26 protein-coding genes and 1 tRNA gene are annotated in these 24,143 nt (G+C 61.2%); 14 read left to right on the forward strand and 13 right to left on the reverse strand.

Going from position 1 to position 24,143, the window contains the following annotated elements:
* Positions 1 to 105: 105 nt before the first annotated feature.
* Together BLS57_RS08860 and BLS57_RS08865 are read left to right on the forward strand one after the other, a co-directional pair.
* A complete protein-coding gene (locus BLS57_RS08860; protein WP_093741362.1) occupies positions 106 to 348 on the forward strand; it encodes a DUF6749 family protein in 243 nt (80 codons plus the stop codon).
* Between the two features lie 60 nt (positions 349 to 408).
* The gene (locus BLS57_RS08865) at positions 409 to 1,470 is read left to right on the forward strand and encodes a DUF6902 family protein (protein ID WP_093741364.1); all 1,062 of its coding nucleotides are present in this window, start codon (positions 409 to 411) and stop codon (positions 1,468 to 1,470) included.
* Between the two features lie 14 nt (positions 1,471 to 1,484).
* On the opposite strand, the gene BLS57_RS08870 is transcribed toward BLS57_RS08865, so the two are convergent.
* Positions 1,485 to 1,808, reverse strand: a complete 324-nt coding sequence (locus tag BLS57_RS08870) for a HesB/IscA family protein (RefSeq protein ID WP_093741912.1) — start codon at positions 1,806 to 1,808, stop codon at positions 1,485 to 1,487.
* 95 nt (positions 1,809 to 1,903) lie between these two features.
* Here BLS57_RS08870 and BLS57_RS08875 point away from each other — a divergent pair, with 95 nt between their 5' ends.
* From BLS57_RS08875 to scpB, 7 genes are all read left to right on the forward strand, one after another.
* Entirely contained in the window at positions 1,904 to 3,061 is a 1,158-nt protein-coding gene (locus BLS57_RS08875; protein ID WP_093741366.1) for a deoxyguanosinetriphosphate triphosphohydrolase, read from the forward strand.
* 62 nt (positions 3,062 to 3,123) lie between these two features.
* Positions 3,124 to 3,747, forward strand: coding sequence for a Rossmann-fold NAD(P)-binding domain-containing protein (locus tag BLS57_RS08880; RefSeq protein ID WP_093741368.1), 624 nt, complete (start codon positions 3,124 to 3,126; stop codon positions 3,745 to 3,747).
* Between the two features lie 96 nt (positions 3,748 to 3,843).
* Entirely contained in the window at positions 3,844 to 5,589 is a 1,746-nt protein-coding gene (argS, locus tag BLS57_RS08885) for an arginine--tRNA ligase (RefSeq protein WP_093741371.1), read from the forward strand.
* 79 nt (positions 5,590 to 5,668) lie between these two features.
* Complete coding sequence (locus BLS57_RS08890) at positions 5,669 to 6,661, forward strand: SPOR domain-containing protein (RefSeq protein ID WP_244153637.1); 993 nt, start codon at positions 5,669 to 5,671, stop codon at positions 6,659 to 6,661.
* On the forward strand, positions 6,661 to 7,668 hold the full coding sequence (locus tag BLS57_RS08895) for a glycoside hydrolase family 3 N-terminal domain-containing protein (RefSeq protein ID WP_093741375.1): 1,008 nt from the start codon (positions 6,661 to 6,663) through the stop codon (positions 7,666 to 7,668). The genes BLS57_RS08890 and BLS57_RS08895 overlap by 1 nt, the downstream gene beginning before the upstream one ends.
* Positions 7,661 to 8,455 (forward strand): segregation and condensation protein A, encoded by a 795-nt coding sequence (locus BLS57_RS08900; protein WP_093741377.1) that lies wholly within the window; start codon positions 7,661 to 7,663, stop codon positions 8,453 to 8,455. Before BLS57_RS08895 ends, BLS57_RS08900 begins: the two co-directional genes overlap by 8 nt.
* A 3-nt stretch (positions 8,456 to 8,458) precedes the next feature.
* Positions 8,459 to 9,115 carry an SMC-Scp complex subunit ScpB gene (scpB, locus tag BLS57_RS08905; protein WP_093741378.1) on the forward strand — a complete coding sequence of 219 codons (657 nt, stop codon included), beginning with the start codon at positions 8,459 to 8,461 and terminating at the stop codon, positions 9,113 to 9,115.
* Between the two features lie 258 nt (positions 9,116 to 9,373).
* Here the strand turns inward: scpB and BLS57_RS08910 are convergent, their stop codons facing one another.
* The 8 genes from BLS57_RS08910 to BLS57_RS08945 form a co-directional block, all read right to left on the reverse strand.
* The gene (locus tag BLS57_RS08910; RefSeq protein WP_093741914.1) at positions 9,374 to 10,450 is read right to left on the reverse strand and encodes a 2'-deoxycytidine 5'-triphosphate deaminase; all 1,077 of its coding nucleotides are present in this window, start codon (positions 10,448 to 10,450) and stop codon (positions 9,374 to 9,376) included.
* Positions 10,451 to 10,526: 76 nt separating this feature from the next.
* Positions 10,527 to 10,603: transfer RNA gene (locus tag BLS57_RS08915), tRNA-Pro, on the reverse strand.
* 67 nt (positions 10,604 to 10,670) lie between these two features.
* Positions 10,671 to 11,753, reverse strand: coding sequence for a MerR family transcriptional regulator (locus BLS57_RS08920; protein ID WP_093741380.1), 1,083 nt, complete (start codon positions 11,751 to 11,753; stop codon positions 10,671 to 10,673).
* A gap of 3 nt (positions 11,754 to 11,756) precedes the next feature.
* Positions 11,757 to 12,059 (reverse strand): integration host factor subunit alpha, encoded by a 303-nt coding sequence (gene ihfA, locus BLS57_RS08925; RefSeq protein WP_093741382.1) that lies wholly within the window; start codon positions 12,057 to 12,059, stop codon positions 11,757 to 11,759.
* Positions 12,060 to 12,168: 109 nt separating this feature from the next.
* On the reverse strand, positions 12,169 to 13,140 hold the full coding sequence (locus tag BLS57_RS08930) for a beta-ketoacyl-ACP synthase III (RefSeq protein WP_093741384.1): 972 nt from the start codon (positions 13,138 to 13,140) through the stop codon (positions 12,169 to 12,171).
* Entirely contained in the window at positions 13,137 to 14,213 is a 1,077-nt protein-coding gene (gene plsX, locus BLS57_RS08935; RefSeq protein WP_093741385.1) for a phosphate acyltransferase PlsX, read from the reverse strand. The genes BLS57_RS08930 and plsX overlap by 4 nt, the downstream gene beginning before the upstream one ends.
* A gap of 50 nt (positions 14,214 to 14,263) precedes the next feature.
* Complete coding sequence (rpmF, locus tag BLS57_RS08940) at positions 14,264 to 14,470, reverse strand: 50S ribosomal protein L32 (RefSeq protein WP_093741388.1); 207 nt, start codon at positions 14,468 to 14,470, stop codon at positions 14,264 to 14,266.
* Positions 14,471 to 14,671: 201 nt separating this feature from the next.
* A complete protein-coding gene (locus tag BLS57_RS08945; RefSeq protein ID WP_093741392.1) occupies positions 14,672 to 15,223 on the reverse strand; it encodes a DUF177 domain-containing protein in 552 nt (183 codons plus the stop codon).
* A 90-nt stretch (positions 15,224 to 15,313) separates the two neighbouring features.
* Here BLS57_RS08945 and BLS57_RS08950 point away from each other — a divergent pair, with 90 nt between their 5' ends.
* The 3 genes from BLS57_RS08950 to BLS57_RS08960 are packed head-to-tail and all read left to right on the forward strand — an operon-like array spanning position 15,314 to position 18,406.
* Positions 15,314 to 15,778, forward strand: a complete 465-nt coding sequence (locus BLS57_RS08950) for an outer membrane protein assembly factor BamE (protein ID WP_093741394.1) — start codon at positions 15,314 to 15,316, stop codon at positions 15,776 to 15,778.
* Positions 15,779 to 15,819: 41 nt separating this feature from the next.
* Positions 15,820 to 16,563 (forward strand): GNAT family N-acyltransferase, encoded by a 744-nt coding sequence (locus BLS57_RS08955; RefSeq protein ID WP_093741396.1) that lies wholly within the window; start codon positions 15,820 to 15,822, stop codon positions 16,561 to 16,563.
* Positions 16,564 to 16,594: 31 nt separating this feature from the next.
* Positions 16,595 to 18,406, forward strand: a complete 1,812-nt coding sequence (locus tag BLS57_RS08960; RefSeq protein WP_093741398.1) for an ABC-F family ATP-binding cassette domain-containing protein — start codon at positions 16,595 to 16,597, stop codon at positions 18,404 to 18,406.
* Here the strand turns inward: BLS57_RS08960 and BLS57_RS08965 are convergent.
* The 4 genes from BLS57_RS08965 to tyrS form a co-directional block, all read right to left on the reverse strand.
* On the reverse strand, positions 18,403 to 19,011 hold the full coding sequence (locus tag BLS57_RS08965) for a hypothetical protein (protein ID WP_093741400.1): 609 nt from the start codon (positions 19,009 to 19,011) through the stop codon (positions 18,403 to 18,405). The two genes, BLS57_RS08960 and BLS57_RS08965, sit on opposite strands and share 4 nt — an antisense overlap.
* The gene (locus BLS57_RS08970) at positions 19,011 to 19,766 is read right to left on the reverse strand and encodes a 3-hydroxyacyl-CoA dehydrogenase (RefSeq protein WP_093741402.1); all 756 of its coding nucleotides are present in this window, start codon (positions 19,764 to 19,766) and stop codon (positions 19,011 to 19,013) included. The genes BLS57_RS08965 and BLS57_RS08970 overlap by 1 nt, the downstream gene beginning before the upstream one ends.
* A 68-nt stretch (positions 19,767 to 19,834) precedes the next feature.
* Positions 19,835 to 20,674 (reverse strand): GNAT family N-acetyltransferase, encoded by an 840-nt coding sequence (locus BLS57_RS08975; protein WP_093741405.1) that lies wholly within the window; start codon positions 20,672 to 20,674, stop codon positions 19,835 to 19,837.
* Positions 20,675 to 20,738: 64 nt separating this feature from the next.
* The gene (gene tyrS, locus BLS57_RS08980) at positions 20,739 to 21,989 is read right to left on the reverse strand and encodes a tyrosine--tRNA ligase (RefSeq protein WP_093741406.1); all 1,251 of its coding nucleotides are present in this window, start codon (positions 21,987 to 21,989) and stop codon (positions 20,739 to 20,741) included.
* Positions 21,990 to 22,055: 66 nt separating this feature from the next.
* Here tyrS and BLS57_RS08985 point away from each other — a divergent pair, with 66 nt between their 5' ends.
* Together BLS57_RS08985 and BLS57_RS08990 are read left to right on the forward strand one after the other, a co-directional pair.
* Positions 22,056 to 23,183 (forward strand): anhydro-N-acetylmuramic acid kinase, encoded by a 1,128-nt coding sequence (locus BLS57_RS08985; protein ID WP_093741408.1) that lies wholly within the window; start codon positions 22,056 to 22,058, stop codon positions 23,181 to 23,183.
* Between the two features lie 249 nt (positions 23,184 to 23,432).
* The gene (locus BLS57_RS08990) at positions 23,433 to 24,113 is read left to right on the forward strand and encodes a hypothetical protein (RefSeq protein ID WP_139186621.1); all 681 of its coding nucleotides are present in this window, start codon (positions 23,433 to 23,435) and stop codon (positions 24,111 to 24,113) included.
* Positions 24,114 to 24,143 lie beyond the last annotated feature (30 nt).

Genomic DNA, 24,143 nt, shown 5'->3' on the forward strand with positions numbered 1-24,143 from the left:
CATTACAAATGGTTAACGCAAAAATATCTTGGCTAAACACGTTTAAGCTGCATGAGATGAGTCACCACATCTTTAAATTGCAATGTAGCGAAAAAGGATACGGATATGACCGCAGTAGCAGCACAGATTACAGCACCCCTGACAACCATGCCAGCCGCCCAAAATGCCCTCGAAATCGGAGCCGGTACCGAGCTTTTCACCACGGGTCTTTGCCATGGCGAAGGGGACCATCTGACTGGCGGCGGGGTTGAGATGTTTACGACCGGGTTGCAGTGCCGCGAAACCCGTATGGGGCAGGGCGCTGGCACAGGTCTTTTCACAACCGGCCTGAGCCCGCAGCACGCGTAACGGATTACTGACCGCAGAGCGGGCGGTTCCTGCGCCCGCTCTCAGCACCGGAGGCCACTCATGACAAATGTTGTACCCCTCAGACCCGCTGACGCGCCTGACGAAACCACCCGGCTCCCGCGCCTTATCAACGCAGTCGCGACCCAGCGGCGCCATCAGGGGGACGTTTTCTGGCTTAAAGAGAATGCAGAGTTGCTCGGAGCATTGGCGAGCCTGGGCGTCGATATTGGCCCAGCTGGTTTAGAACCTCTCGAAACTTTCCACGCCGAAGTGCTCCAAACCCTCTGCGATTTCCCACAATACTACCGTTTCATCCTGTCGATTTGCCTCGATCTTGAAGACCTCGGACTCCCCGAACTCTACGGCACTGAACTGTGCGAGCGGGTCGCGCGGGCGGGTTTGGTTGAGGCGGAACTGTCAGACCTTCAGCGGGCGGAAGCGCGGCGTCTGATGCAGCGTCGTGGCATCGGTCCTCAGGTGGATGATGGCGCTCTGGGTGCACGGTTGCGGCGCTTTATCGGGCGGACCGATACCTTCGCACTGCCAAATCGCAAGGCGGCTTATGAGCTAACCCATATCGTTTATTATCTTTCGGATTACGGGCGCAGAGACCCGTCCCTCGCGCCCGAAGTGCTGGTCAGTCTGGAATACACCGGCCTGCTGGCCTTTCTCGATCAAGACATGGACCTGCTGGCCGAAGTCTGCGCCGCGCAGCGTTTTGCGGGCGTGCAGCCTAGTCCACTTTGGGAGGCCGCCGTTGCGACCGCGCATGGCGAACACCTGATCTGCGCGGATCAAGGTGCGCCACTGCATGACGACTTTCATGAATGGTTGGTAACAGGGTGGGCCGCAAAGATTGCCGGGCGCCCGGCGCTATGCCACCCGGTGCCTACAGGCGCGCTTCGCTTTCATCGGGACCGCGTATCGGGCGGTGCATTGCGGCCTTTGGCTGTTTGTCTGCGCGACATGGGCGGTGCACGTAGCGCGGACTGGGGACGGATGCGCCCGCATGTGCTGTCCTACCTCGGGCCCGACACGCATGCGGTATTGGTCGAGGCCGAACGCTCCAGCCCCCGGTTTGAGGATTTCTTTGAAGGTTTTGCCCGCGCGGGTGTGCAATAGGCGCAGGCGGGCTCTTACATCGAGAAAGACGTGCCGCAGCCACAAGCCGCCGTCGCGTTGGGGTTCTCGATGGTAAAGCGCGCACCGATCAATTCTTCGGTAAAATCGATCACCGCATCGGCCAGAAATGGCAAGGAAACACTATCGACCACCACCTTTTGGCCAGCGCCTTCAAGCACCAGATCGTCCTCGGCGGGCTCATCCAGCGCAATCTCATACTGAAACCCCGAACAACCGCCGCCTTCGACGGCGATGCGCAGGGCTTTGCCTTCGTCCGCGGCCCCGATCTCGGCAAGGCGTTCAAAGGCGCGGGGGGTCACTTTGGGGGGCAGGTTCATCTGCAAGCTCCGATGCATCGGTTTTCTTCCGTGTTCACCTAACATATAGAAACCACAAGGACAGGTCACAAGGACCGCAATAAGGGCCAGCCGCAATGCGCGCAGATTTCGCCTCCGATCCGGACACCGCCAGGGGACGGCTGGTGCCCGAGGAGGAAAGCACATTTCGCTCCTGCTTTCAGCGGGACCGAGACCGTATCATTCACGCCTCCGCCTTTCGGCGGCTCAAGCACAAGACGCAGGTCTTTGTGGAGCATGAGGGCGATTATTTCCGCACCCGTCTGACCCATTCGATTGAGGTGGCACAGGTGGCCCGCACCATCGCCGGGGCGCTGCGCCTGAACGGCGAGCTGACTGAGGCCGTGGCGCTGGCCCATGATCTGGGCCACACGCCCTTCGGCCATACGGGCGAGGACGCGCTGCATGCGCTGATGCAGCCTTACGGCGGGTTTGACCACAACGCGCAGGCGATCAAGATCGTCACCGCGCTGGAACGGCACTACGCCGAGTTCAACGGGCTGAACCTGACGTGGGACACGCTGGAAGGCATCGCCAAACACAACGGCCCGGTGACCGGCGATCTGCCTCATGCGCTGGCCGAGTACAACGCGCGGCACGATTTGGAACTGCACACCCATGCCAGTGCGGAGGCTCAGGTGGCGGCGCTGTCGGATGATATCGCTTACAACAACCACGATCTGCACGACGGGCTGCGCGCCGGGCTCTTTACTGAGGTCGAGATCGCAGACTTGCCGATGGTGGGCGCAGCCTATGCGGAGGTTGATCGTCTGTACCCCAATACCGATTCCTACCGTCGCCGCCACGAAGCGCTGCGCCGGGTATTTGGTGTCATGGTAGGGGATGTGATCGAAACCTCGGCGAACCTGCTGAAGGAGTCGGGGGCCACATCACCGGATGACATTCGCCACCTCGGCCGTCCTGTGATCCGCTTCTCCGACCCAGTCTGGCGCGATCTGCGGGAAATTCGCAAGTTCCTCTTTACCCGCATGTATCGCGCGCCATCGGTCATGGAGCAGCGCGAGAAGGTTACGAAAGTGGTGGAAGACCTCTTCCCGCTATTCCTCTCGAAGTCCGATCTGCTGCCGCGCCACTGGGCTGACGCAGTCGCAGCGGCGCAGGACGAAGTGACCTTGGCCCGAATGGTCTCGGACTATATCGCCGGGATGACCGACCGTTTCGCCCTACAGGAACACGCGCGTCTCTTTGGCCGCGATCTGCGGGATTTCCGCTAGAGTGAACCTTTCGCCGATATGGGCCGCATGCTATCTGTTAATAGAGATTAACAGGTGATCCCATGATTCAGAGTCCGGTTCTGCCAGACAGCCTTGCTGACGACGCGACCTTTGCCATTCTTTCGGCAGGTCAGGGGCCGGGTCCGGCGTTTGCAGATCGTGCCGCAACGCTCGGTGCTAATGTTGTGGCGATGGACGGCAACCCCGCGGCTCTGGCCAAGGTTGTTGGCCTGTCACCAGCCAAAATCGAGGGGCTGGCGGTGCTGGGGAACCCGGTTGCGCGGCTGGAACCACTGCGCAAAGCATGGGGCGCGTCGCCCCTGCATCTCTTGCTCAACCTCACTCCTTTTGAGGCGAACGGTACGGCGGACAACGGGATCGACGCGCAAATTCGCGGGCTGTCCGCGTCGATGCGCGCCTTCGGCCATGGGCTGGCTGCAGGGCAGGGGGCGGTGGTGACTGTTCTGCCGCGCCCAACTGAACCGCTGGCGTTGAATGCGCGTGGTCTGATTGCGGCGATAGAGGCGGCTAACAAAGCGCTCGCCGAGGTATTTGCCGCCCGCGGGATACGGTTCTATACGTTGACGGTGCCTGAGGGGCAGCCGGACGCCGCCGCCGATACCGCGCTCTTTCTCGGGACCAAAGCCGGTCGACGCCTCCGAAGTGGCCGGATCGATCTGGACTAAGCGTTCCGCGCGGCGCCTGCCTTTGGCACCTCCACCTCTGCTTGATTGACTGCCCCCCCGCAGATGATAAACGGGCGGGGAACAAGGATACCCGACATGAACCTATTTGCCGAAATTCGCCATCTGATCATCACCACGCTCGAAAACATGGTCGCGCAGGACGCTCTGCCGTCGACCCTGAACTTTGACCCGATCACCGCCGAGCCGCCCCGCGATCCGGCGCATGGCGATATGGCGACCAATGCCGCGATGGTGCTGGCCAAACCGGCGGGCATGAAGCCGCGCGACATCGCCGAAGCATTGGCCGCGCAACTGCTGCACGACCCGCGCATTACTTCTGCCGAGGTGGCTGGACCGGGCTTCCTCAACCTGCGGCTGGCGCCGTCGGTCTGGCAAAATATGGCCCGGCAGGTGCTGTCCCAAGGCACCGATTTCGGTCGGGCAATTCTCGGCGCTGGCCAGCGGGTAAACGTGGAATATGTCTCGGCGAACCCCACCGGTCCGCTGCACGTCGGCCACACCCGCGGCGCGGTCTTTGGCGATGCACTGGCAAGCCTGCTTGATTTTGCGGGCTATGACGTAACACGCGAATATTACATCAACGACGGTGGCGCGCAGGTCGATGTGCTCGCGCGCTCGGTCTATCTTCGCTACCTCGAGGCCAATGGCAAGGAAGTGGCCTTCCCCGATGGCACATACCCCGGTGACTATCTGATCCCACTGGGCGAAGCACTGGCCAAAATGTACGGCGACAAGCTGGTCGATCAGCCAGAGAGCGAATGGCTGGACGACATCCGCGAGTTTGCCACCGACGCGATGATGAACCTGATCCGCGACGATTTGGCCGCGCTTGGCGTGGAGATGGACGTTTTCTACAGCGAAAAATCACTCTACGGCACCGGCCAGATTGAGGCGGCCATCGCTTCGCTCGAATCCAAAGGGCTGATCTACGAAGGCGTGCTGGAGCCACCAAAGGGCAAAAAACCCGAAGACTGGGAGCCACGCGAGCAGACGCTGTTCAAATCGACGGAGCATGGCGACGACGTCGACCGTCCGGTCAAGAAGTCCGACGGCTCCTGGACCTATTTCGCCCCCGACATCGCTTATCACTATGACAAGGTGAGCCGCGACTTCGACATGCTGATCGACGTCTTTGGCGCGGATCATGGCGGCTATGTGAAGCGGATGAAGGCGGCTGTTTCGGCGCTGAGCGACGGCCATGTGCCGCTCGACATCAAGCTGACGCAGTTGGTCAAGCTGTTTAAGAACGGCGAGCCCTTCAAAATGTCCAAGCGGGCAGGGACCTTCGTTACCCTGCGCGATGTGGTCGATCAGGTCGGGCCAGACGTGACCCGTTTTGTCATGCTGACGCGGAAAAACGACGCGATGCTCGACTTCGACTTTGACAAGGTGCTTGAGCAGAGCCGCGAGAACCCGGTGTTCTATGTGCAATACGCCCATGCTCGGGTCGCATCGATCCTGCGCAAGGCCGAAGCGGCGGGCATCGACGTCGCTGATGCAACATTGCGGGACGCAGACCTCAGCAAACTGGACCACGAAGCCGAGATCGGTCTGTTGCGCAAACTCGCCGAATGGCCGCGTTTGGTAGAGACCGCCGCACGGAGCAACGAGCCACATCGGGTGGCCTTCTACCTCTATGAATTGGCGTCGGATTTCCACAGCCTCTACCATCTTGGCCGGTCCGAAGACAGCTTGCGCGCGTTGCAGGAAGGCGACGCTGCGACGTCACAGGCAAAAATCGCCCTGTCGCGTGCCGTTGCGATTGTAATCGCGGCGGGTCTTGGTATTCTTGGGGTCACACCGGCGCAGGAGATGCGGTAACCGCACCAGCGCGCCGAAAACAGGCAACCCCATGACCAGACCCGCGTGGCGATGTATCACGCCGGGCAAAGAGGCAGAGATGGCAGATTTCACGTCTTCCCAGACGACGGCGGGCTTTGCGTCCGATTCCATGCAAGAATACGCAGCAGGAACCGCACCTAAGACACTGACAACGCTGACCAATATCGCAGGCGCCGCAGTGTCTCTGGCGCTGGTCGCAGGCATTGGTGTCTGGGGATACAACCTCGTTATTCGAGATGTAACGGGCATTCCCGTTGTCCGCGCCGTGCAAGGCGAAATGCGGGTTCGCCCAGAAGAGCCGGGCGGCGAATTGGCCCGCCATCAGGGCCTCTCGGTGAACGTGGTCGCTGCCGAAGGCAGTGCCGGTCGCCCCGCGGATCAGCTCCGCCTTGCGCCGAAACCCGTGGAACTAGAGGCCGAAGATCAGCCGGTTCAGGTCGCGATGGTTGCCGCAAAGTCACAGGAAGCCGAGGCCCCGTTGATTGATGCGTCCGAAGCAATTCGCTCGGGCAATGTCCAAGATCTCGTGGCGCAACTGACCGATGGAGTCGCCCCCCTCAGCGGCGCGGGCACAGAGGCCAAAGCGGCGGCTGACCCGGTGGATGCTGCGGTGGCAATGGCGATGGCCGATACTTCCGTCAAACCCAAAGTCGTCAAAGCGGTGTTGAATGCACCTGGCGTCCGCAACTCCTTGCGCCCACGCAACCGTCCCGCGGGCGGAGCAGTCGTCACGCAGGCCGCTTTGCAAACAGCACCTGTAAAAGCCAGCGCCAGCGAAGTTGACCCCGCCACATTGCCTGCCGGCACCCGTATGGCGCAGCTTGGTGCTTTCGACAGCCCCGAAGTGGCGCGAGAGCAATGGGACCGCCTGCAAGGTCAATTCGGCCCTTATCTCCAAGGCAAGGACCGCGTCGTTCAGAAAGCCACGAGCGGCGGTCGGGTGTTCTACCGTCTCCGCGCTCTGGGCTTTGAAGACATCGCCGACGCGCGCCGTTTCTGTTCGGCACTGGTCGCTGAAAACGCAGACTGCATTCCGGTGGTAATGCGCTGATGCAGCCTTTTGGGGCCACGATCCTCGACGCAACCGGCCTCCGGCTGAGCGTCGACGAGAAAGCGTTCTTTCGCGACGTGCGGCCCTTCGGCTTTATCCTTTTTGCGCGCAATATCGACACCCCCGATCAGGTCCGCGCGCTTTGTGACGAGTTCCGCGAGGCCGCGGGACATGAAGCCGTGATCACCATCGATCAGGAAGGCGGCCGCGTACAGCGCATGTCGGCCCCCTATTGGCGCGACTGGACCCCGCCTTTAGCATTGGCCGAACGCACAGGTGACCGCGCGCCCGAAGCTTTCTACCTGATGTACCGCATTATCGCGCATGAACTTGCTTCAGTCGGGATCGACAGCAACTGCGCGCCCTTGATTGATGTGGCTTCGGCCCAAACGCACCGCTTTCTGCGCAACCGCTGCTATGGGGAAACGCCGGGGCAGGTGGCCGAGATTGGTCGGGCTGTGTCGGACGGTCTGCTGGCAGGCGGTGTTTTACCGGTGATGAAACATATGCCCGGCCACGGGCGGGCGACACTGGATAGCCACCATGATCTGCCGCGTGTCGACGCCCGGCGGATCGATCTCGAAGCCGTTGATTTCGCCCCTTTCCGGGCACTACGCGACCTGCCGATGGGGATGACGGCGCATCTGGTCTATGACGCGCTGGCCGAAGGCCCCGCAACTCTGTCGCCCGAGGTCATGCGCATCATTCGCGAAGACATTGGCTTCGACAATCTAGTAATGACCGATGACATCTCGATGAAGGCCCTGCGCCAGTCGCCTGCGGAGAGCACCCGCGCCGCCCTTGCGGCAGGCTGCGACGTGGCGCTCTATTGCAACGGGCCGCTGACCGAACGCCAGGCCGTTGCCGAAGCGGCAGGAGGGATGACCCCCGCCGCCCAGACCCGGGCCCTGCGGGCAATGGACGCACGACGCACCCCTGACGAGATTGACATCGACGCCCTCAGCGCCCAGTTTGAGACGCTTTCGGGCGGAGTGCTGCATGGCTGACACAGCTTTTGAGGAAGTCGGGGACGGGGCTGGCGGCTCCGTGGCCGAGCGGCTGGCTGCCGAAGCGCTGATCGTGGATGTCGACGGCTATGAAGGGCCGCTCGACCTGCTGCTGTCGCTGAGCCGCACGCAAAAGGTCGACCTGCGCAAAATTTCAGTTCTGCAACTGGCGCGGCAATACCTTGCTTTTGTGGAACGCGCGAAGGCGTTGCGGCTGGAGTTGGCGGCAGACTATCTCGTCATGGCGGCTTGGCTCGCGTTCCTGAAATCCCGTTTGCTCCTGCCGCCGGACCCGACCGAAGAAGGCCCGTCCGGCGAAGAAATGGCCGCGCATCTGGCGTTTCAGCTAGAGCGTCTGCAAGCCATGCGCGATGCCGCAGCCCGGCTGATGGCGCGTGACCAACTGGGGCGCGACTTCTTTGCGCGTGGCCAAACCCATGAGATCACGCGGGTCAAAAAGGTGACCTATACCGCGACGCTGCTGGACCTAATGCAAGGCTACGCGCGTACCCGGACCCGCGACGATTTCCGCCCCTTCGTGATGGACCGGGATGCAGTCTTTACGATGGAACAGGCGCTTGAGCGCATGCGCGGGCTGATCGGCTATGCGGGTGACTGGGGCGATCTGACGAGCTATCTGCCCGAAGGCTGGGAAAGCGATCCGCAACGGCGCCGCTCTGCAACAGCGGCGACCTTTGCCGCCTCCCTCGAACTGGTCAAAGAGGGGCATCTGGAAATCCGCCAGAAAGAGATTTTCGCCCCCATCCAACTGCGCAAGAAGGATTAATGCGTGTCGGAAGATACTGAATACCAAGAGAAAAAACTATTCGATGCGCCCTCGTTGGCCGAACAGGAACGCATGATCGAGGCAGTGCTCTTCGCCAGTTCCGAGCCGATTACGCTGCGCGAATTGGAAGACCGTTTGCCACGCGGGTCGGATGTGGGGGAGGCGATGGCTTTTCTGCGCCACCGCTATCAGGGGCGCGGCGTGCAGGTGATGAAAGTGGGCGACGCCTATGCCTTCCGCACCGCGCCCGACCTTGGGTTTCTCATGCACAAAGAAACCATCGAGACCCGCAAGCTGAGCAGGGCTGCGATCGAAACCTTGGCGATCATCGCCTATCACCAGCCGGTGACGCGGGCCGAGATCGAAGAGATCCGTGGCGTGTCTGTCTCCCGCGGTACGGTGGACCAATTGCTCGAGATGGAATGGATCCGCTTCGGTCGCCGCAAGATGACGCCGGGCCGGCCGGTGACATTGGTCGTGACGGAGGAGTTTCTCGACCATTTCGGGCTCGAAAGTGCACGCGATCTGCCGGGGCTGAAAGAGTTGCGCTCGGCCGGATTGCTAGAAAACCGTCCGCCGCCGAGCCTAACTCCGGTTGTGGGAGATGGTGAAGATGAGCCGGAAACCACCGAGGGCCAAAGCGAACTCTTCGAGGATTGATCGCAGGGGCTGTAAAATGCCGCAATGCCTATATATCGAGCCTGCGAATGCGAGAGGGAAGTTCATGAATCGGATCGTTAATATGGTACTGCGACAGCTGATGCGTCGGCTGGTATCACGTGGCGTGAATGCGGGGATGCGTCAGGCCAGTAAAGGCGGCAGCGCGAAAGGTTCAAAGCTGGACGCAAAGCAAGCGCGGCAACGGATTCGCATGCTGCGTCGATTTACGCGATTCTAAACCGCGTTTTGTAAAGCTGCTCAAACGGCGGCGAAATGCTTCGACAGTTTAAGGCCCTGACCTTGATAGTTCGACGCAATGTCTGCGCCGTAAAGCTGGCTGGGGATCTGGGCCATATGCTCGTAGACCAGACGGCCCACAACCTGCCCGTGCTCCAGCACAAACGGGGCCTCGTGGCAGCGCACTTCCAACACACCGCGTGATCCTGCGCCGCCAGCAGCAGCATGGCCAAAGCCGGGGTCAAAGAAGCCCGCGTAATGCACGCGGAACTCACCAACCATCGCCAAATAGGGCGCCATTTCAGCGGCATAGGCAGGCGGAATGGTCACCGCTTCGCGGCTTACCAGAATATAAAAGGCGCCGGGATCGAGAATAATTTGTCCGTTGGTGCTGTGCACCTCTTCCCAGTAGGCTGCCGGATCGTAATGGCCGATTTTGTCGAGGTCGATCACTCCAGTATGCGGTTTGGCGCGGTAGCCGACAAGACAGGTGCCGGGGAGTTTGAGATCGACGGAAAAGCCCAAACCTTCGTCAATCACCGCGTTGCCATCGACCAGCGGCGTCTCCGCGTGGAGTGCGCGCAAAGTGTCATCATCAAGCGTCGCATCGCCGCTGCCAAAGCGGATTTGATTGAGCCGCATTCCGGGACGGACGAGCACCGAAAAGGAGCGAGGACAGATTTCAGCGTAGAGCGGCCCGGTGTAGCCCGGCGCGATCCGGTCGAACTCGGTACCGCCATCGGTGATGGTCCGTGTCAGCAGATCAAGCCGCCCGGTGGAGCTCTTCGCGTTGGCAACGGCGGAGATGCCTTCAGGCAGCGCGAGCCCTTCCATCAGCGGCACGACATAGACGCAGCCTTTTTCCAGCACAGCGCCTTCGCTGAGGTCCACGCGGTGCATCTCGAACTCGGTGAGGCGGTCAGAAACCTTGGCGCCCTGACCGGCGAGGAATGAGGCGCGGACGCGGTAAGCGACTGTGCCCAAACGAAGATCAAGACTGGCCGGCTGGATCTGCGCGTCTGTAACCATCGGCTCGGCACGGATCGCGCCGCTTTCGACCATGGCTGCGATTTGCTGATTGGGGAGCACGCCGTTCATCGCGTTGGGCATCGGGGGGCCTTTCAAATGACAAACGCCCGCGCCTGACAGGCACGGGCGGTTTGATGTAGTCGGTTGGTCGGGCTAGCAGGACTCGAACCTGCGACCTTCCGTCCCCCAGACGGACGCGCTACCAGGCTGCGCCATAGCCCGACTACGTGGGCTTCATACCCGATCTCACAGGCGGTGCAAGAGGGAATTGCCGAAGTTTCCATTGGGATCAGAAATTACTTTTCACGCCGCTGTTCGCGTCCATCCGGCCCCGCAGATCGGCAAGCTGCAGCAGCAGACCTGCCACCTCGGGCTGCACGTCACGCGGCAACCGCTGCACGCGGGCGATGCGGGTGAGCAGGCCAGGGTACGCGGGAAAGTCTGCTTCGGGTGTAAAGTCGGACAGGTCGATAATCGCCGGTTTGGGCGTATCATCGGAGAGGTTATCGTCCGCCGGTTCAGCTTGTGGTTCGGACGCAGTAGCCGACTGGTCTTCCACGACCGGTTCAGGCTCGGACACTGTGTCTTCCGTCGTTTCACCCAAAGGACGCTGTAGGAAGCCGGGCAGGCTGCCCTGTGCGGTGGTTTCTGCGTCTGCTGGCTCCGATGGTTCGTCCTGCTCTGACGGCGCCTCTGCGGCATCCAAACGCGGCGCATCCTCGGTTGATTGATCGGAGGGGGCAAGCGGATCGGGGGTTGCGCGGGGATGGTCGTCGGCGGGCGGAATGGGGGAATAGGGTTTCGGCTCTGCCATCCGGCGCGGCTCCTCGGGCGCTGCGGATTCAGACGGAATCGGTGCCGGATCGGGCAGGGCGGAAGCGGCCTGCGTTTCCGAAGGTGCTGGATCTTCGGCTTGCGGTGCCTCAGTCGGAGTGGCGTCTTGCGCCGGGGGTTCGGCTTCGAAATCCGGCGTTGCACTGCGCGCTTCGGGTTCTTCGGCAGGTTCAGATGCAGTGCTGCCGAATTTCAGCACGACGCCAGTCTCCCGCTCGGTGGGCAGAGACTGTGTGCTGTCGGTGTCGGCTGGGCCTAACTCGTCCAAGGGCGCAGAGAGGGAAGAAACATGGGTCATGCCATCTTCGCGCAGGATCTTCTGCACGCCTTTGATCGTCAGCCCATCATCATGCAAAAGTTTCTTGATCCCACCCAAGAGCAGCATATCGGCAGGGCGATAATAGCGCCTCCCGCCAGCCCGTTTGATCGGCTTCACTTGAGTAAATTTGCTTTCCCAGAATCGCAACACATGGGCTTGGATGCCCAACCAATCAGCGACTTCAGAAATGGTGCGGAAAGCGTCCGGCGATTTGACCATAGATCAGGACTTGTTGCCTTCGGCGACGCGGTCTTTCATCAGATGCGACGGGCGGAATGTCAGCACGCGGCGGGGGTTGATCGGAACCTCTTCGCCAGTCTTGGGATTGCGGCCCACGCGGGCGGTCTTGTCACGCACCGAGAAAGTGCCGAAGGACGATATTTTGACCTGTTCACCACTTACCAGCGCGTCGGACATATGTTCCAACACCGCTTCGACAAGCTGGGCGCTTTCGTTGCGCGAGAGGCCGACTTCGCGGAAAACCGCTTCGCTAAGATCCATGCGCGTCAATGTCTTATTCGGCATATTATCCCCCATGCTTTGCGATAGCATATGCTGCAGGATTTTTTAGAGTCAACATTTATGCCCGAATTGCGTGCATTTCGGCGGCAAATTTCCGCGTCGCGTCAATTACTTACCAGCGCAGAACGACAGCGCCCCAAGCCAGACCACCACCAATAGCCTCAGTCACGACAAGGTCACCTTGCTTGATTTGACCCCGATCGCGGCCCACTGAGAGCGCCAGAGGGATCGATGCGGCAGAGGTATTGCCGTGATCTTGAACGGTGACGACGACCTGTTCCATCGGCAGGTTCAGCTTCTTCGCCGTGCCTTGAATGATGCGGATATTGGCCTGATGCGGCACGATCCAATCGACGTCATCGGCGGAGACACCGGCGCGTTCCATCGCCGTGTTCGCTGTCGCCGCGAGCTTTTCGACCGCATGGCGGAAGACTTGGTTGCCCTGCATACGCAAATAGCCCGTCGTACCTGTAGAAACGCCACCGTCGACGTAGAGCAGATCGCGGTAACGCCCGTCGGAGTTCAGGTCGGTTGCCAGAATGCCCCGGTCCTGGGGCGTACCGTCGGCCTCTTGTGCTTCCAGCAGCAGCGCGCCAGCACCGTCGCCAAAGAGCACGCAGGTGGAGCGGTCGGTCCAGTCCATGATGCGGCTAAAGGTTTCCGCGCCGATGACCAATGCCCGTTTGGCTTGGCCAGAGACGATCAGCGCGTTGGCATTCGCGAGCGCATAAACGAAGCCGGCACAAACCGCCTGCACGTCAAAGGCAAAGCCGTTGGTCATGCCAAGTTCGGCCTGCACCATCGTGGCGGCAGAGGGGAAGGTCAGGTCAGGCGTGGACGTCGCGACGATGATCGCATCGACGTCCGAAACGTCGCAGCCTGCGTCTTCCAGAGCTTTGCGCGCAGCGGCGCTGGCCATGGAGGACGTATTTTCACCTTCGGCAGCGAAATGGCGGCGTTCGATCCCCGACCGCGAGCGAATCCATTCGTCGTTGGTGTCGAGCGTGGCTTCGAACTCGGCATTCTCGACGACACGGGAGGGCAGGTAGTGGCCACAGCCAGTGACAACGGCGCGCAGGCTCATGAAGGGGACTCCTCGGCCGGCAGCGTCGCGGCGACGCGGGCGGCCAGCTTGTCGTTAAATTTGTTCTCGGACAGTTGGGCTGCAAGTTTGATCGCAGCCGAAATGCCCGTAGCGTCCGCCGAACCATGCGATTTAACCACAGTGCCGTTCAAGCCCAAAAAGACGCCGCCGTTTACACGACGCGGATCGATCTTTTTGCTGAGACGGCGCAGGGAGGTGTAAGCCAGCAGCGACGCAAGACGCGACAGCGGCGAGTATTTGAACGCCTCGCGCAGACGGTTGCCGATCATGCTGGCAGTGCCTTCGCCAGTCTTGATCGCGACATTGCCGGTGAACCCGTCCGTCACGATCACATCGGCGCGGTTGCCAGAGATGTCGCCACCCTCAACAAACCCTACAAAATCGAAACCGGTGGACTCGCCCTGGGCACGAATCAGGTCATAGGCTTCTTTAAGCTCTGTGCGGCCCTTGTGCTCTTCGGTGCCGACGTTCAACAGGCCGACCCGCGGCCGCTGTAGATCCATGCCGTTGCGGGCATAGGATGTCCCCATCAGGGCAAAGCGCAACAGATCGTCGGCGTCGGCACGCACATCGGCGCCCACGTCGAGCATGACGTTAAAGCCTTGGGGATTGGACGAGGGGTAGAGCACCGCGATCGCAGGACGGTTGACGCCCGGCAGCTTGCGCAGCCGGATCATCGACATCGCCATCAGCGCGCCGGTATTGCCACAGGACACCGCCACAGCGGCTTCGCCACTGCGCACAGATTCGATGGCCGACCACATGGAGGTGTTCTTGCCGGTGCGGACAACCTGACTGGGCTTGTCGTCCATCGTGACGACTTCGGTCGCATGGTGCACGTCACAACGGCCCGCCAATTCGCGATGTTTCGCGATCAGCGGATCCAGTTGCTCTTGCGGGCCATGCAGGATGAAACCGATGTCAGGGTTCGCCTGCGCAGAAAGCGCACACCCGGCAACAACCGCTGCCGGGCCTTCGTCACCGCCCATCGCATCAACCGAGATCAGGGTGTGACCGGCTTTCGCGTCTGGGTGATCGGGCTGGGCCGTCATCGGTGCGAATGCCTCACTTGCCTTTGAAAAACTTGAATAACGACGCCAGCTTAGGCTGCGTCGTCTTCCAGGTCTACTTCTTCGGTCAGGGCGACAACTTCGGTGTCGTCATAATGACCGCAGGCAGCACAGATGTGGTGCGGGCGCTTCAACTCGCCACAGTTCGAACATTCGTTCGGGTTCGCTGCTGTCAGCGAATCGTGAGCGCGGCGGTTGTTGCGACGCGATTTGGATACTTTATTCTGTTGGACAGCCATGTCTGGTGCCTTTGCCTTCGGGGTTGCTGACCTGCACTTGGCGTGCCGCAACCGTGTTTCAATTCGGACCCCGTTTCGGGCGTGACGACGCTTTAGGGCCGCAGCCGCGCAATGTCCAACCTTAATTCGGGTGAGGGCGGCAAAATAACGCGAATACGAGCCGATGCAAGCAAGTAATTCCGCGGTTTTCCGCCCGTTTCCTTAGCTTTCGTCGTTCTTTAGCGCATCGCGCAGCGCTCCGAGCCCCGCAAAGGGCCGCGCGTCTTCATCGGTCATCGGTTTCTGACCGGGTTCGGTCAAGATCATAGAGCCGAGTTCGGCGTCGTCCTTGCGGGGGTATTCCGGAACTTCGAGCGCCAGCGCCTCAATCATCACCTGTGCGGGGTCAATCCATTTGCCCAGTGGCTCGCTGTTGTCGTCCTCGGGCATTTCGATCTCTTCTTCGTCCGGCTCTTCGAAGTCGCGGACAAAGTGGCGCGTGACGGGCACGTCGATGCGCGTGGTCACCGGTTCTAGCGTAACAACGCAGGGCTGTACGACTGTGGCCCCCAGTTTACCGTTGAGTTGCCAGTCCTGCTTACCGAGTGGCGTGACCGCTCCGGCAAAGCTGAGCTTGCGCAGGGCCGAGATTTCCAGCTCCTCGGCAATACTGGCCAATACGTCCGCCTCCGGGCGCAGGGCAAAACTGTTGGCCTCTGTCTGTGACAGGTCAGAAACCCGCAGAGCAGTGGCAGAAGGGGGTGTGCGCGACATGAGAACCGACTTTCGTTTCTTGAACACTTAGGGTGCCTTAGTGTATGCGAAATAAAAGCCATAATCCGTCAGGGCAAGAGGGCAGACCAAATGCGCATCACGAAACCGACCGGTACAACCAGCTTGCGGGCCGGATCTTTGGGCCTTTTGCTGCTGCTCGGTGCCTGTGCACCTCAGTACGAGAACCACGGCTATGTGCCCCCTGCGGACCAGCTTGAGCAAGTTGTTGTTGGCAATGACACCAAGGAAAGCGTGGCCGAGAAAATCGGTGTGCCGACTGCGGGCGGGCTGCTGAATGATGACAGCTACTACTATGTGAAGATGCGCAAACGCGCGCTCGGCTTCCTTGCTCCGAAAGAGATTAACCGCGAAGTGGTGGCGATCAGTTTCAACAACGCGGGTGTCGTGGAGAATGTCGAACGCTTCGGATTGGAAAAGGGCCAAGTTGTCCCCCTGTCACGGCGCGTTACCTCTTCGCCAGTAAAGGATAAATCCTTCCTGCGTCAGCTGATGGGCAACCTAGGACGCTTTAGCCCCACAGCCTTTGGCAGCTAAGCGATGACGGCGCTGCCCGCTAAGCGCCTGTGGCCACAGCGATGACAGAACCCCATTCGGGGCGGTATCTTGTCCGAGGGGCCGAGACGCCGTCCGACCTTGCCCGTGTCCGTGCGCTGCGGGCGCTTTGCTTTGGCAACGCGACTTTGCACGAGGCCGACCCCTTCGACACCGCAGCGCGGCAGTTCCTGATCGAACCGCGAGAGGGTGCAGAGCCGGTGTGCAGCTTCCGGCTAACGGCATTCGACGCAAGCAACTTACATCGAAGCTATTCTGCCCAATTCTACGATCTCTCTGCGCTCGACCGGTTTCCGGGCGCGATGCTGGAGTTGGGCCGCTTCTGCGTCCACCCCGACTGGCACGATCCGGACATCCTACGGCTGGCATGGGGACGGTTGGCGGGGGAGGTAGACGCGTTAAAGGCCGAACTGCTCTTTGGTTGCTCGTCCTTTGCCGGGATCGCAGCCGAGACCTACTGCAACGCCTTTGCCCTGCTCAACGCTCGCCACCTCGCCCCCGAGGCTTGGCGCCCCGGTGTCAAAGCCCCCGAGGTGGTCCGCTTCGCCGCGCTACCATCCTCCGACCCACGCGCCGGTCTGCAGGCCCTACCGCCGCTGCTGCGCAGCTATCTCGCCATGGGGGGCTGGGTCAGCGATCATGCCGTGGTCGACCGCGCGATGAATACGCTGCACGTTTTCACGGGGCTCGAGATCGCGGCGATCCCGGCAGGCCGCAAGCGCCTGTTACGCGCCCTGGCCGCGCCGAAACACGCTGCGGGACATTGACCTTACCCGCGCCGGGGGATAGCTGGCAGCCATGGCACGCGCACCCCTTTTACAACTCACCGACATTTCGCTGACCTTTGGCGGCGATCCTGTTTTCGAAGACCTCTCACTGGTGGTCCAGACCGGCGACCGGCTGGCCCTAGTGGGCCGCAATGGCTCCGGTAAATCCACGCTGATGAAGGTCATGGCCGGACTGGTCGAGCCTGACAGCGGCGGCGTTGTCGCAGGCCCCGGCGTTTCGGTCGGCTATATGGAGCAGGAGCCGGACCTCTCGGGGTTCGAGACCTTGGGCGAGTTCGCCGCCCATGGGCTGGACCCGGGCGAGATGTACAAGGTCGAGCGGGCAGGCGAGGGGCTTAAATTCGACCCCGACCGCCCCGTCGCCACCGCTTCGGGCGGCGAACGCCGCCGCGCCGCCTTGGCACGCCTGATGGCCGAAGCGCCGGAACTGATGCTGCTCGACGAGCCGACCAACCACCTCGACATCGAAGCCATCGCTTGGCTCGAAGCTGAGCTGAAAAGCACCCGCACCGCCTTTGTCATCATCAGCCACGACCGCGCCTTCCTGCGCAATCTGACCCGCGCGACCCTCTGGATCGACCGCGGCGCCGTGCGCCGTCAGGAGATCGGGTTTGAAGGCTTTGAAGCTTGGCGCGACCAGATTTGGGAAGAAGAAGACACACAGCGCCACAAGCTGAACCGCAAGATCAAGGCCGAAGCGCGTTGGGCGGTTGAGGGCATCTCGGCCCGCCGCAAGCGCAATCAAGGCCGCGTGCGCGCCCTGCAAGAGCTGCGCGCCGAACGCTCCGCGCAGATCACCCGCCAAGGCACCGCCGCCATGGCGCTGGAGGCCGGGCCGAAGTCTGGCCGCAAGGTGATCGAAGCGACTGGCGTGGCCAAGAAATTCGCCGACAAACAAATCCTGTGCGATTTTTCGATCACCGTGCAGCGCGGCGACCGGATCGCGCTTGTAGGGCCGAACGGTGTGGGCAAAACCACGCTGCTCAATATGCTGATTGGCAAGGAAGAGCCCGATCAGGGTGAGATCAAACTCGGCACCAACCTCGAACTGGCGCTGTTTGATCAGGCCCGCGCGCAGTTGGATGGCGATATGACGCTTTGGGACAGCCTGACGGGCGATCCAGACATGCGCGTCTCAGGCAAAGCCGATCAGGTGCTGGTCCGCGGCCAGCCAAAACATGTGGTCGGCTACCTTAAAGAGTTCCTCTTCGACGAAGCCCAAGCCCGCGCGCCCGTGCGTTCGCTCTCGGGCGGCGAAAAGGCGCGGCTGTTGCTGGCCAAGATCATGGCGCGGTCCTCGAACCTTTTGGTCCTCGATGAGCCGACCAACGATCTAGATGTCGAAACGCTTGATCTGATGCAAGAACTCTTGGGCAATTACGACGGCACGGTTCTGCTGGTGAGCCACGACCGCGACTTCCTCGACCGCGTGGCCGCCACGACCATTGCAATGGAAGGCGACGGCCGTGCTACGGTCTATGCCGGGGGCTGGAGCGACTATCTGGCACAGCGCGGACAGGATGATTTTTCGGAGAGTGTGGTCAAAGCCAAGCCGAGCAAGTCCGAGCCGAAGGCCGAAAAAAAGCAACAGTCTAACGGGTTAAGCTTCACGGAAAAACACCGTCTCGAAGCGCTGCCGGGTGAGATTGAACGGCTGGAAGCAGAGATCGCCAAACTCGAAGAACTGCTGAGCGATGCTGAGCTATTCACCCGCGAGCCGGTGAAGTTCCAAAAGGCGACTGATGCGCTGGTGCAGCGGCATGAGAAGCTCTCGAACGCCGAAGAAGAGTGGATGGCTTTGGAAGAAAAGGCGGGCGGTTAACCACCTGCGCCTACTAGGATTTGCGGGCGATAGCCTGCTCGGAATGCGTTGATGATGCTCGGTGGTGTGAGCAAGGTTACCTCACCCAGCGGGCGCGGTTTCGGGGCGGCGTAGCCGTCTGGTCGGTAAGGGTGAAAGGTGTCACCAGCGATCACTCCGCATTGGCCGCTTTCATCCAGGATAAAACTGCCCTCGGGTAAGTCCGCCGCAGCAAAGCCCGCGTGTCGTTTTTGCAAAAACCGACGGGCAACAGCACGTTCCACATGTAGCACCTTGTCGAGAGCAGCAGCCGGTCCACCGATCTCGCAGCAATTCCGAAAAGCCTCGTAATCCGCGCGTCGACATTCCGCACAGGGGCGATGACCCGCTGCGAAGGCGACGGCCTCATCGAGAAAGAACAGTTCGGTATAGCAGCGCGGAGCCATGAGCTTCCGTCGCCGCCCTTTGAACTCGAGCCGACAACAGACCCAGTTCTGATGCACCCAACGGCGTCTGGGGTGCAGCCCATTCTCGTCATGCAGAATACCACGGTTCCCCATGAACCCACCCCGCGCGGGGTGGGCGATGATCTCTCCCGTAGGCTGAACGCGGTTCTGCAGGGGCATCAGCGCATCCGTAGCGCCCCGTCGAGGCGGATCACCTCGCCATTGAGATAGCCCATCTCGACAATGAACCCGGCGAGCCGCCCATATTCGGACGGATCACCCAGACGGGCCGGGTTGGGCACGTCTTTCGCAAGTTCGGCCTGTACCTCTTCGGGCAGTCCAGCCAACATCGGTGTCTTGAAAATGCCCGGAGCGATGGTCATCACACGGATGCCTTCCTTGGCCAGATCGCGCGCCATGGGCAGGGTCATGCCCACGATCCCGCCCTTGGAGGCCGCATAGGCCGCCTGACCCTTTTGCCCGTCGAAGGCGGCGATAGAGGCGGTGTTGATAATCACCCCGCGCGCGCCGTCAGGCTCGGGCTCGTTCCGCGCCATGGCCACGGCTGCAAGGCGGGCGACGTTGAAGCTGCCGACGAGGTTGATGTCCACGGTGCGCTGGAAGGCATCAAGCGGGTGGGGGCCGTCGCGGCCTATGGTCTTGATCCCGAGCGCGATGCCTGCGCAGTTCACGGCAGCGGTGATGCGGCCCATCTTCTCCACCGCGAAATCGATTGCTGACTGAACCGAGGATTCGTCTGTGACATCGGTTTTAATGAAATACCCGCCGATCTCCTTTGCAACCGCTTCGCCCCGTTCGGCATTGCGGTCGAGCAAGGTGACCTGCGCCCCTTGGGAAGCGAAATACCGTGCGGTTGCTTCGCCAAGGCCTGAGGCGCCTCCGGTGATAATGGCGGCTGTGGTGTCGAGTTTCATGTGCTGGCTCCCCCGAAATATGAACGCTCGTTCAGTTCAACACGAAGAGCGAAGCGGTGCAAGCGTGGCTAAGCCCAAGGTCGCCAGTAGAGGTAACTGCCCCCGGTCTCCTGCGGCTTGGCCCCGCAGCGGAGTTTGAACCGGGAAAGCCCTGGTGTGGCAGGGTGCAGCGGGCCGAGATCGAGATGGCTATGGCCCTGGTCAGCCAGCCAATTTGCAGCCTGCCAGAGAAGCAGATTATGCGCGTGAGCGGTTTTGCCCTCGGTACAGATATGTCCGATGTGGTAGGTCGCACCGCGCCCATGACGCAAGAACAGCATATGGGCCACAGGTTTGCGCCCCCGCTTTGCTGTGAAGAGCCGGGTTTGGGCAGGCGCTGTGTTCGCGAAAGCTGCGGTCAAGGCTGCGGGCCAAGTCGCGTAGCGTCGCCGGCGTGCTTGCGCGGCATCGGCCAGAAGCAGCGGATGATTCGGGTCCGGCGGCAGAGGCGCATGGGTAACACGCAGACCTGCTTCCTCCGCCCGCCGCAGTTGGTTGCGCCACTTCGGATGCAGCGCGGCGCGGCGTTCCGACTTTGGCGGGGTTAGATCCAGTATGGCGATAGATTGCGGTTTCCGAAGCCGAAGAGCAGGTGGCATAGGGCAGGGGTGTGGAGGCGATAGGATAAGTGGCGCACGGTGCAGCCCAACAGCACGCAATTGCGCCGCGAGATCCGCCGGAGGCTCGGCCCGCGGCAGCATCGCGACCTGCAGCCCGAGGAACTGGCGCTGCAAGACCATCAGACCGCATGGCAGATGGCGTGGGTGTTGGCCACACAGGCGCAACGCCGCCGCGAATGCCGGGTCTTGCATCAGGCTCGCAGGCGCAGAGGCGGCGGAATCGAACATCCCGCCATTGAGGCCGAACATGGTTAATGAGTGGTTAAGAACGCCGGAGGGCAAACGAAGGCCGTAAGGCCTCCGCTACTTTGGTTTACCCGACCTGCACCAGAGCATGACGTTTCTTGCCAGCGCTCAGCTTGATCGGCGACGCCAGAGCGTTCGCGTCCAGAATCATACCTGCGTCGGTGAGCGGCTTGTCGTCGATCCGCGCACCATTGTCGGCGATCAGACGTTTGGCTTCCTTGCCAGACCCGGCCAGACCCGATTTCACGATCAGCTGGACGATCGAGATACCGTCACCCACATCCGCAGCGCTTAGTGTCAAAGTTGGCAGGTCATCGCCCACACCGCCTTTTTCAAAAACCTCACGCGCCGTAGCTTCGGCATTCCGTGCGGCCTCTTCGCCATGCAGCAGGGCGGTAACCTCATTGGCCAGACGCACCTTCGCCTCATTAATTTCGGACCCAGCCAGCGCGCCTAGACGGTCGCATTCCTCAACAGGCAACTCGGTATAGAGCTTGAGGAAGCGGCCCACATCTGCGTCGGTGCAATTGCGCCAGAACTGCCAGAACTCGTAGGGGCTCAGCATATCGCCATTCAGCCAGACCGCACCGCCTGCCGATTTTCCCATCTTCTTGCCATCACTGGTGGTCAGCAACGGCGAGGTGAGGCCATAGACTTCGCCATCAATCACGCGGCGCGTCAGGTCGATCCCGTTGACGATGTTGCCCCATTGATCCGACCCGCCCATTTGTAGCAAGCAGCCATAGCGGCGGTGCAGTTCCATGAAGTCATAGGCCTGCAGAATCATGTAGTTGAACTCAAGAAACGACAGCGACTGTTCCCGGTCGAGCCGGGATTTCACCGATTCAAAGCTGAGCATCCGGTTGATCGAAAAATGCCGCCCGATGTCGCGCAGGAACTCAAGGTAGTTCAGCCCGTCCAGCCATTCGGCGTTGTTCAGCATCAGCGCATCGCTTGGGCCATCGCCGTAGTCGAGGTAGCGGGCAAAGACCTGACGGATGCCTTCGATGTTCTCGTCAATCGCTTCGGGCGTCAGCAGGGGACGCTCATCCGAGCGGAACGAGGGATCGCCGACCTTGGTGGTGCCGCCGCCCATCAAGGTAATCGGCTTGCCGCCGCATTTCTGCAGCCAGCGCAGCATCATGATATTGACCAGATGGCCGACATGGAGCGATTTAGCGGTGGCGTCATAACCGACATAAGCGGGTACGGCGCCTTTCAGCAGGGCTTCGTCCAATCCCTGATAATCGGTGCAATCGGCCAGAAAGCCGCGCTGCATCATCGTGTGGATGAACTCCGATTTGGGATGGTATGTCATGGTGACTTGCCTCAAAACTGTGTTGCGGGGCAATCTATATGCGCACGAGCGACAAAGGAAAAGGCCATGAATAAGGCCATGCACAGGCAGCATGTCGGAACCGGGGTGGTGACGGCTCTGGGGATGATGTCGGGGACGTCCTTGGACGGGGTCGATGCGGCCATTCTGCGCACCGACGGGCGGGAGATCACGGGTTTCGGCAAAAGCGCCTACCGCAGTTATTCCGCTCAGGAACGGGCAATGATCGCCGCCGGATTCGGCAAATGGCATGGGCCCGAAGTCGAGGCGGCGGCGGAGGCAGTTGAGGCCGCGCATCTGGCGCTCCTGCGCGATATTCTAGATGAGGATGCGGCAGTCGAATTGGTCGGCTTTCACGGGCAGACCTTGGCTCATGCGCCACGTATGCAGGGCACTTTGCAGGTTGGGGACGGCGCGCTCCTAGCACGTGAGATCGGCTTGCCCGTGGTCTGGGACTTCCGCAGCGCCGATGTCGAATTGGGCGGCGAGGGCGCGCCTTTGGCGCCGTTCTTTCACCACGCCTGCGCTCGTTTTGCGGGCTTGAAGGAGCCTGTTGCCTTCCTCAACCTTGGCGGCGTGGGCAACCTCACATGGGTTGATCCGGGCATTGAGCGGCCTGAGGCTGAGGGCGCGCTGTTGGCCTTTGACACCGGACCGGCCAATGCGCCGATCAACGATCTGATGCAGGAACGACTTGGCCAAGCCTTTGACGAAGGTGGCAGACTGGCGGCTCGGGGGCGGGTCGAGCATGGCGCGTTGGAGTTGTTTCTTGCCGAGCCCTATTTCGCGCGGATGCCGCCAAAATCGCTCGACCGGAATGATTTTGCGGAAATGATCGCTCTCGTCGGTGAACTCTCCGATGCCGATGCCTGCGCCACGTTAACGGCCATGTGCGCGGCTGGGGTGGCCGAAGCCATGCAGCATTGTCCGGCACCCCCAGAGCGGGTCTTTGTGACCGGTGGCGGGCGGCACAATCCGGTCCTGATGCGCATGCTCGACGTAAGCCTTGATTGCCCGGTGGCTCCGGTTGAAGAGATTGGTCTGGACGGCGACATGCTTGAAGCGCAGGCCTTTGCCTATCTCGCTGTGCGGGTGGCGCGGGGGCTGCCCACGTCCTGTCCGGGAACTACTGGTGTGCGGGCCGCTGTCGGCGGGGGCACCGTCAGCCGGGTCTGAACTTCGGGCGTTTCTGCGTCATATCGGAAAGATGCCGGGGGCCGCAGATTGCGCCTAGAATGTGCCGTCTCTGCGGTGGATCATTGCGTTTTTCTGCATCATTTCAGCAAGTTGTGGTTCAACAGTCTGTTTCCGCCCAATTCGGAAACAAAACACACCCGCTCAGCGTGTGTCCTTCATGAGAACCGCCGATGGGGATGCTTTATATCCCGAAAGTGCAGCATCGGCCTTTTGTGAAGGAGACGATAAATGACTTGTTTCAGAAACATGAATTTCAGAACCACCATGGCCGCGACAGCAACAGCCATTCTACTTAGCCCCGCGGCACATGCTGAGTTGGGCATCGGGGTCGGTGTCGGCATTGGCGGCCGCGATGGACACGGGGGCGCGGACGTTGGTGCGGATGTAAGCGTCGGGCATGACGGTGTAGATGCGGATGTCGATGTTGGGCTGGGCGGAGGTCACGACTCCAGCGGCTCCGACGCTTCAGACGGATCTGGCAGCTATGGAGATTCCGGTGGTTCTTCCGATGGCGGATTAGGCGTCGGGGTGGATGTCGGACTTGGCACCGGCGGTGGATCGCATGGTGGAAGCAGCGACGACACGGGCAACAGCGACACTTCCACTGCGGCCAGCGTCTCTGCCACAGCCAGCGCTGCTGCAGATAACGGCGCCCCTGTAACCAAGTCCTTTCAGATCAGCGCATTGGTCGGCGCGCCCGTCTATAGCCGGGACCGCGTGCTGGTGGGCATGGTGGAAAAAGTAGCGGATGGCCCGAATGGCAAGGTCGACACCGTCGTGCGGCTGAATGCGTCGCTCGAGACGGATAAAGACGTGGTACGCATGCGCATCGCGCCCAAGCTAAGCGCCCAAGGCGCATTGCTGCTGGACTACTCGAAAGGCCAGTTCCTAAAGCTCTTTAGCGGGTGAGGACTGAAGAATAAGGAAAGGGGCGGTGTG

The organism is Sulfitobacter delicatus, assembly GCF_900102535.1.
In the GTDB taxonomy this organism is placed as follows: Bacteria; Pseudomonadota; Alphaproteobacteria; order Rhodobacterales; family Rhodobacteraceae; genus Sulfitobacter; species Sulfitobacter delicatus.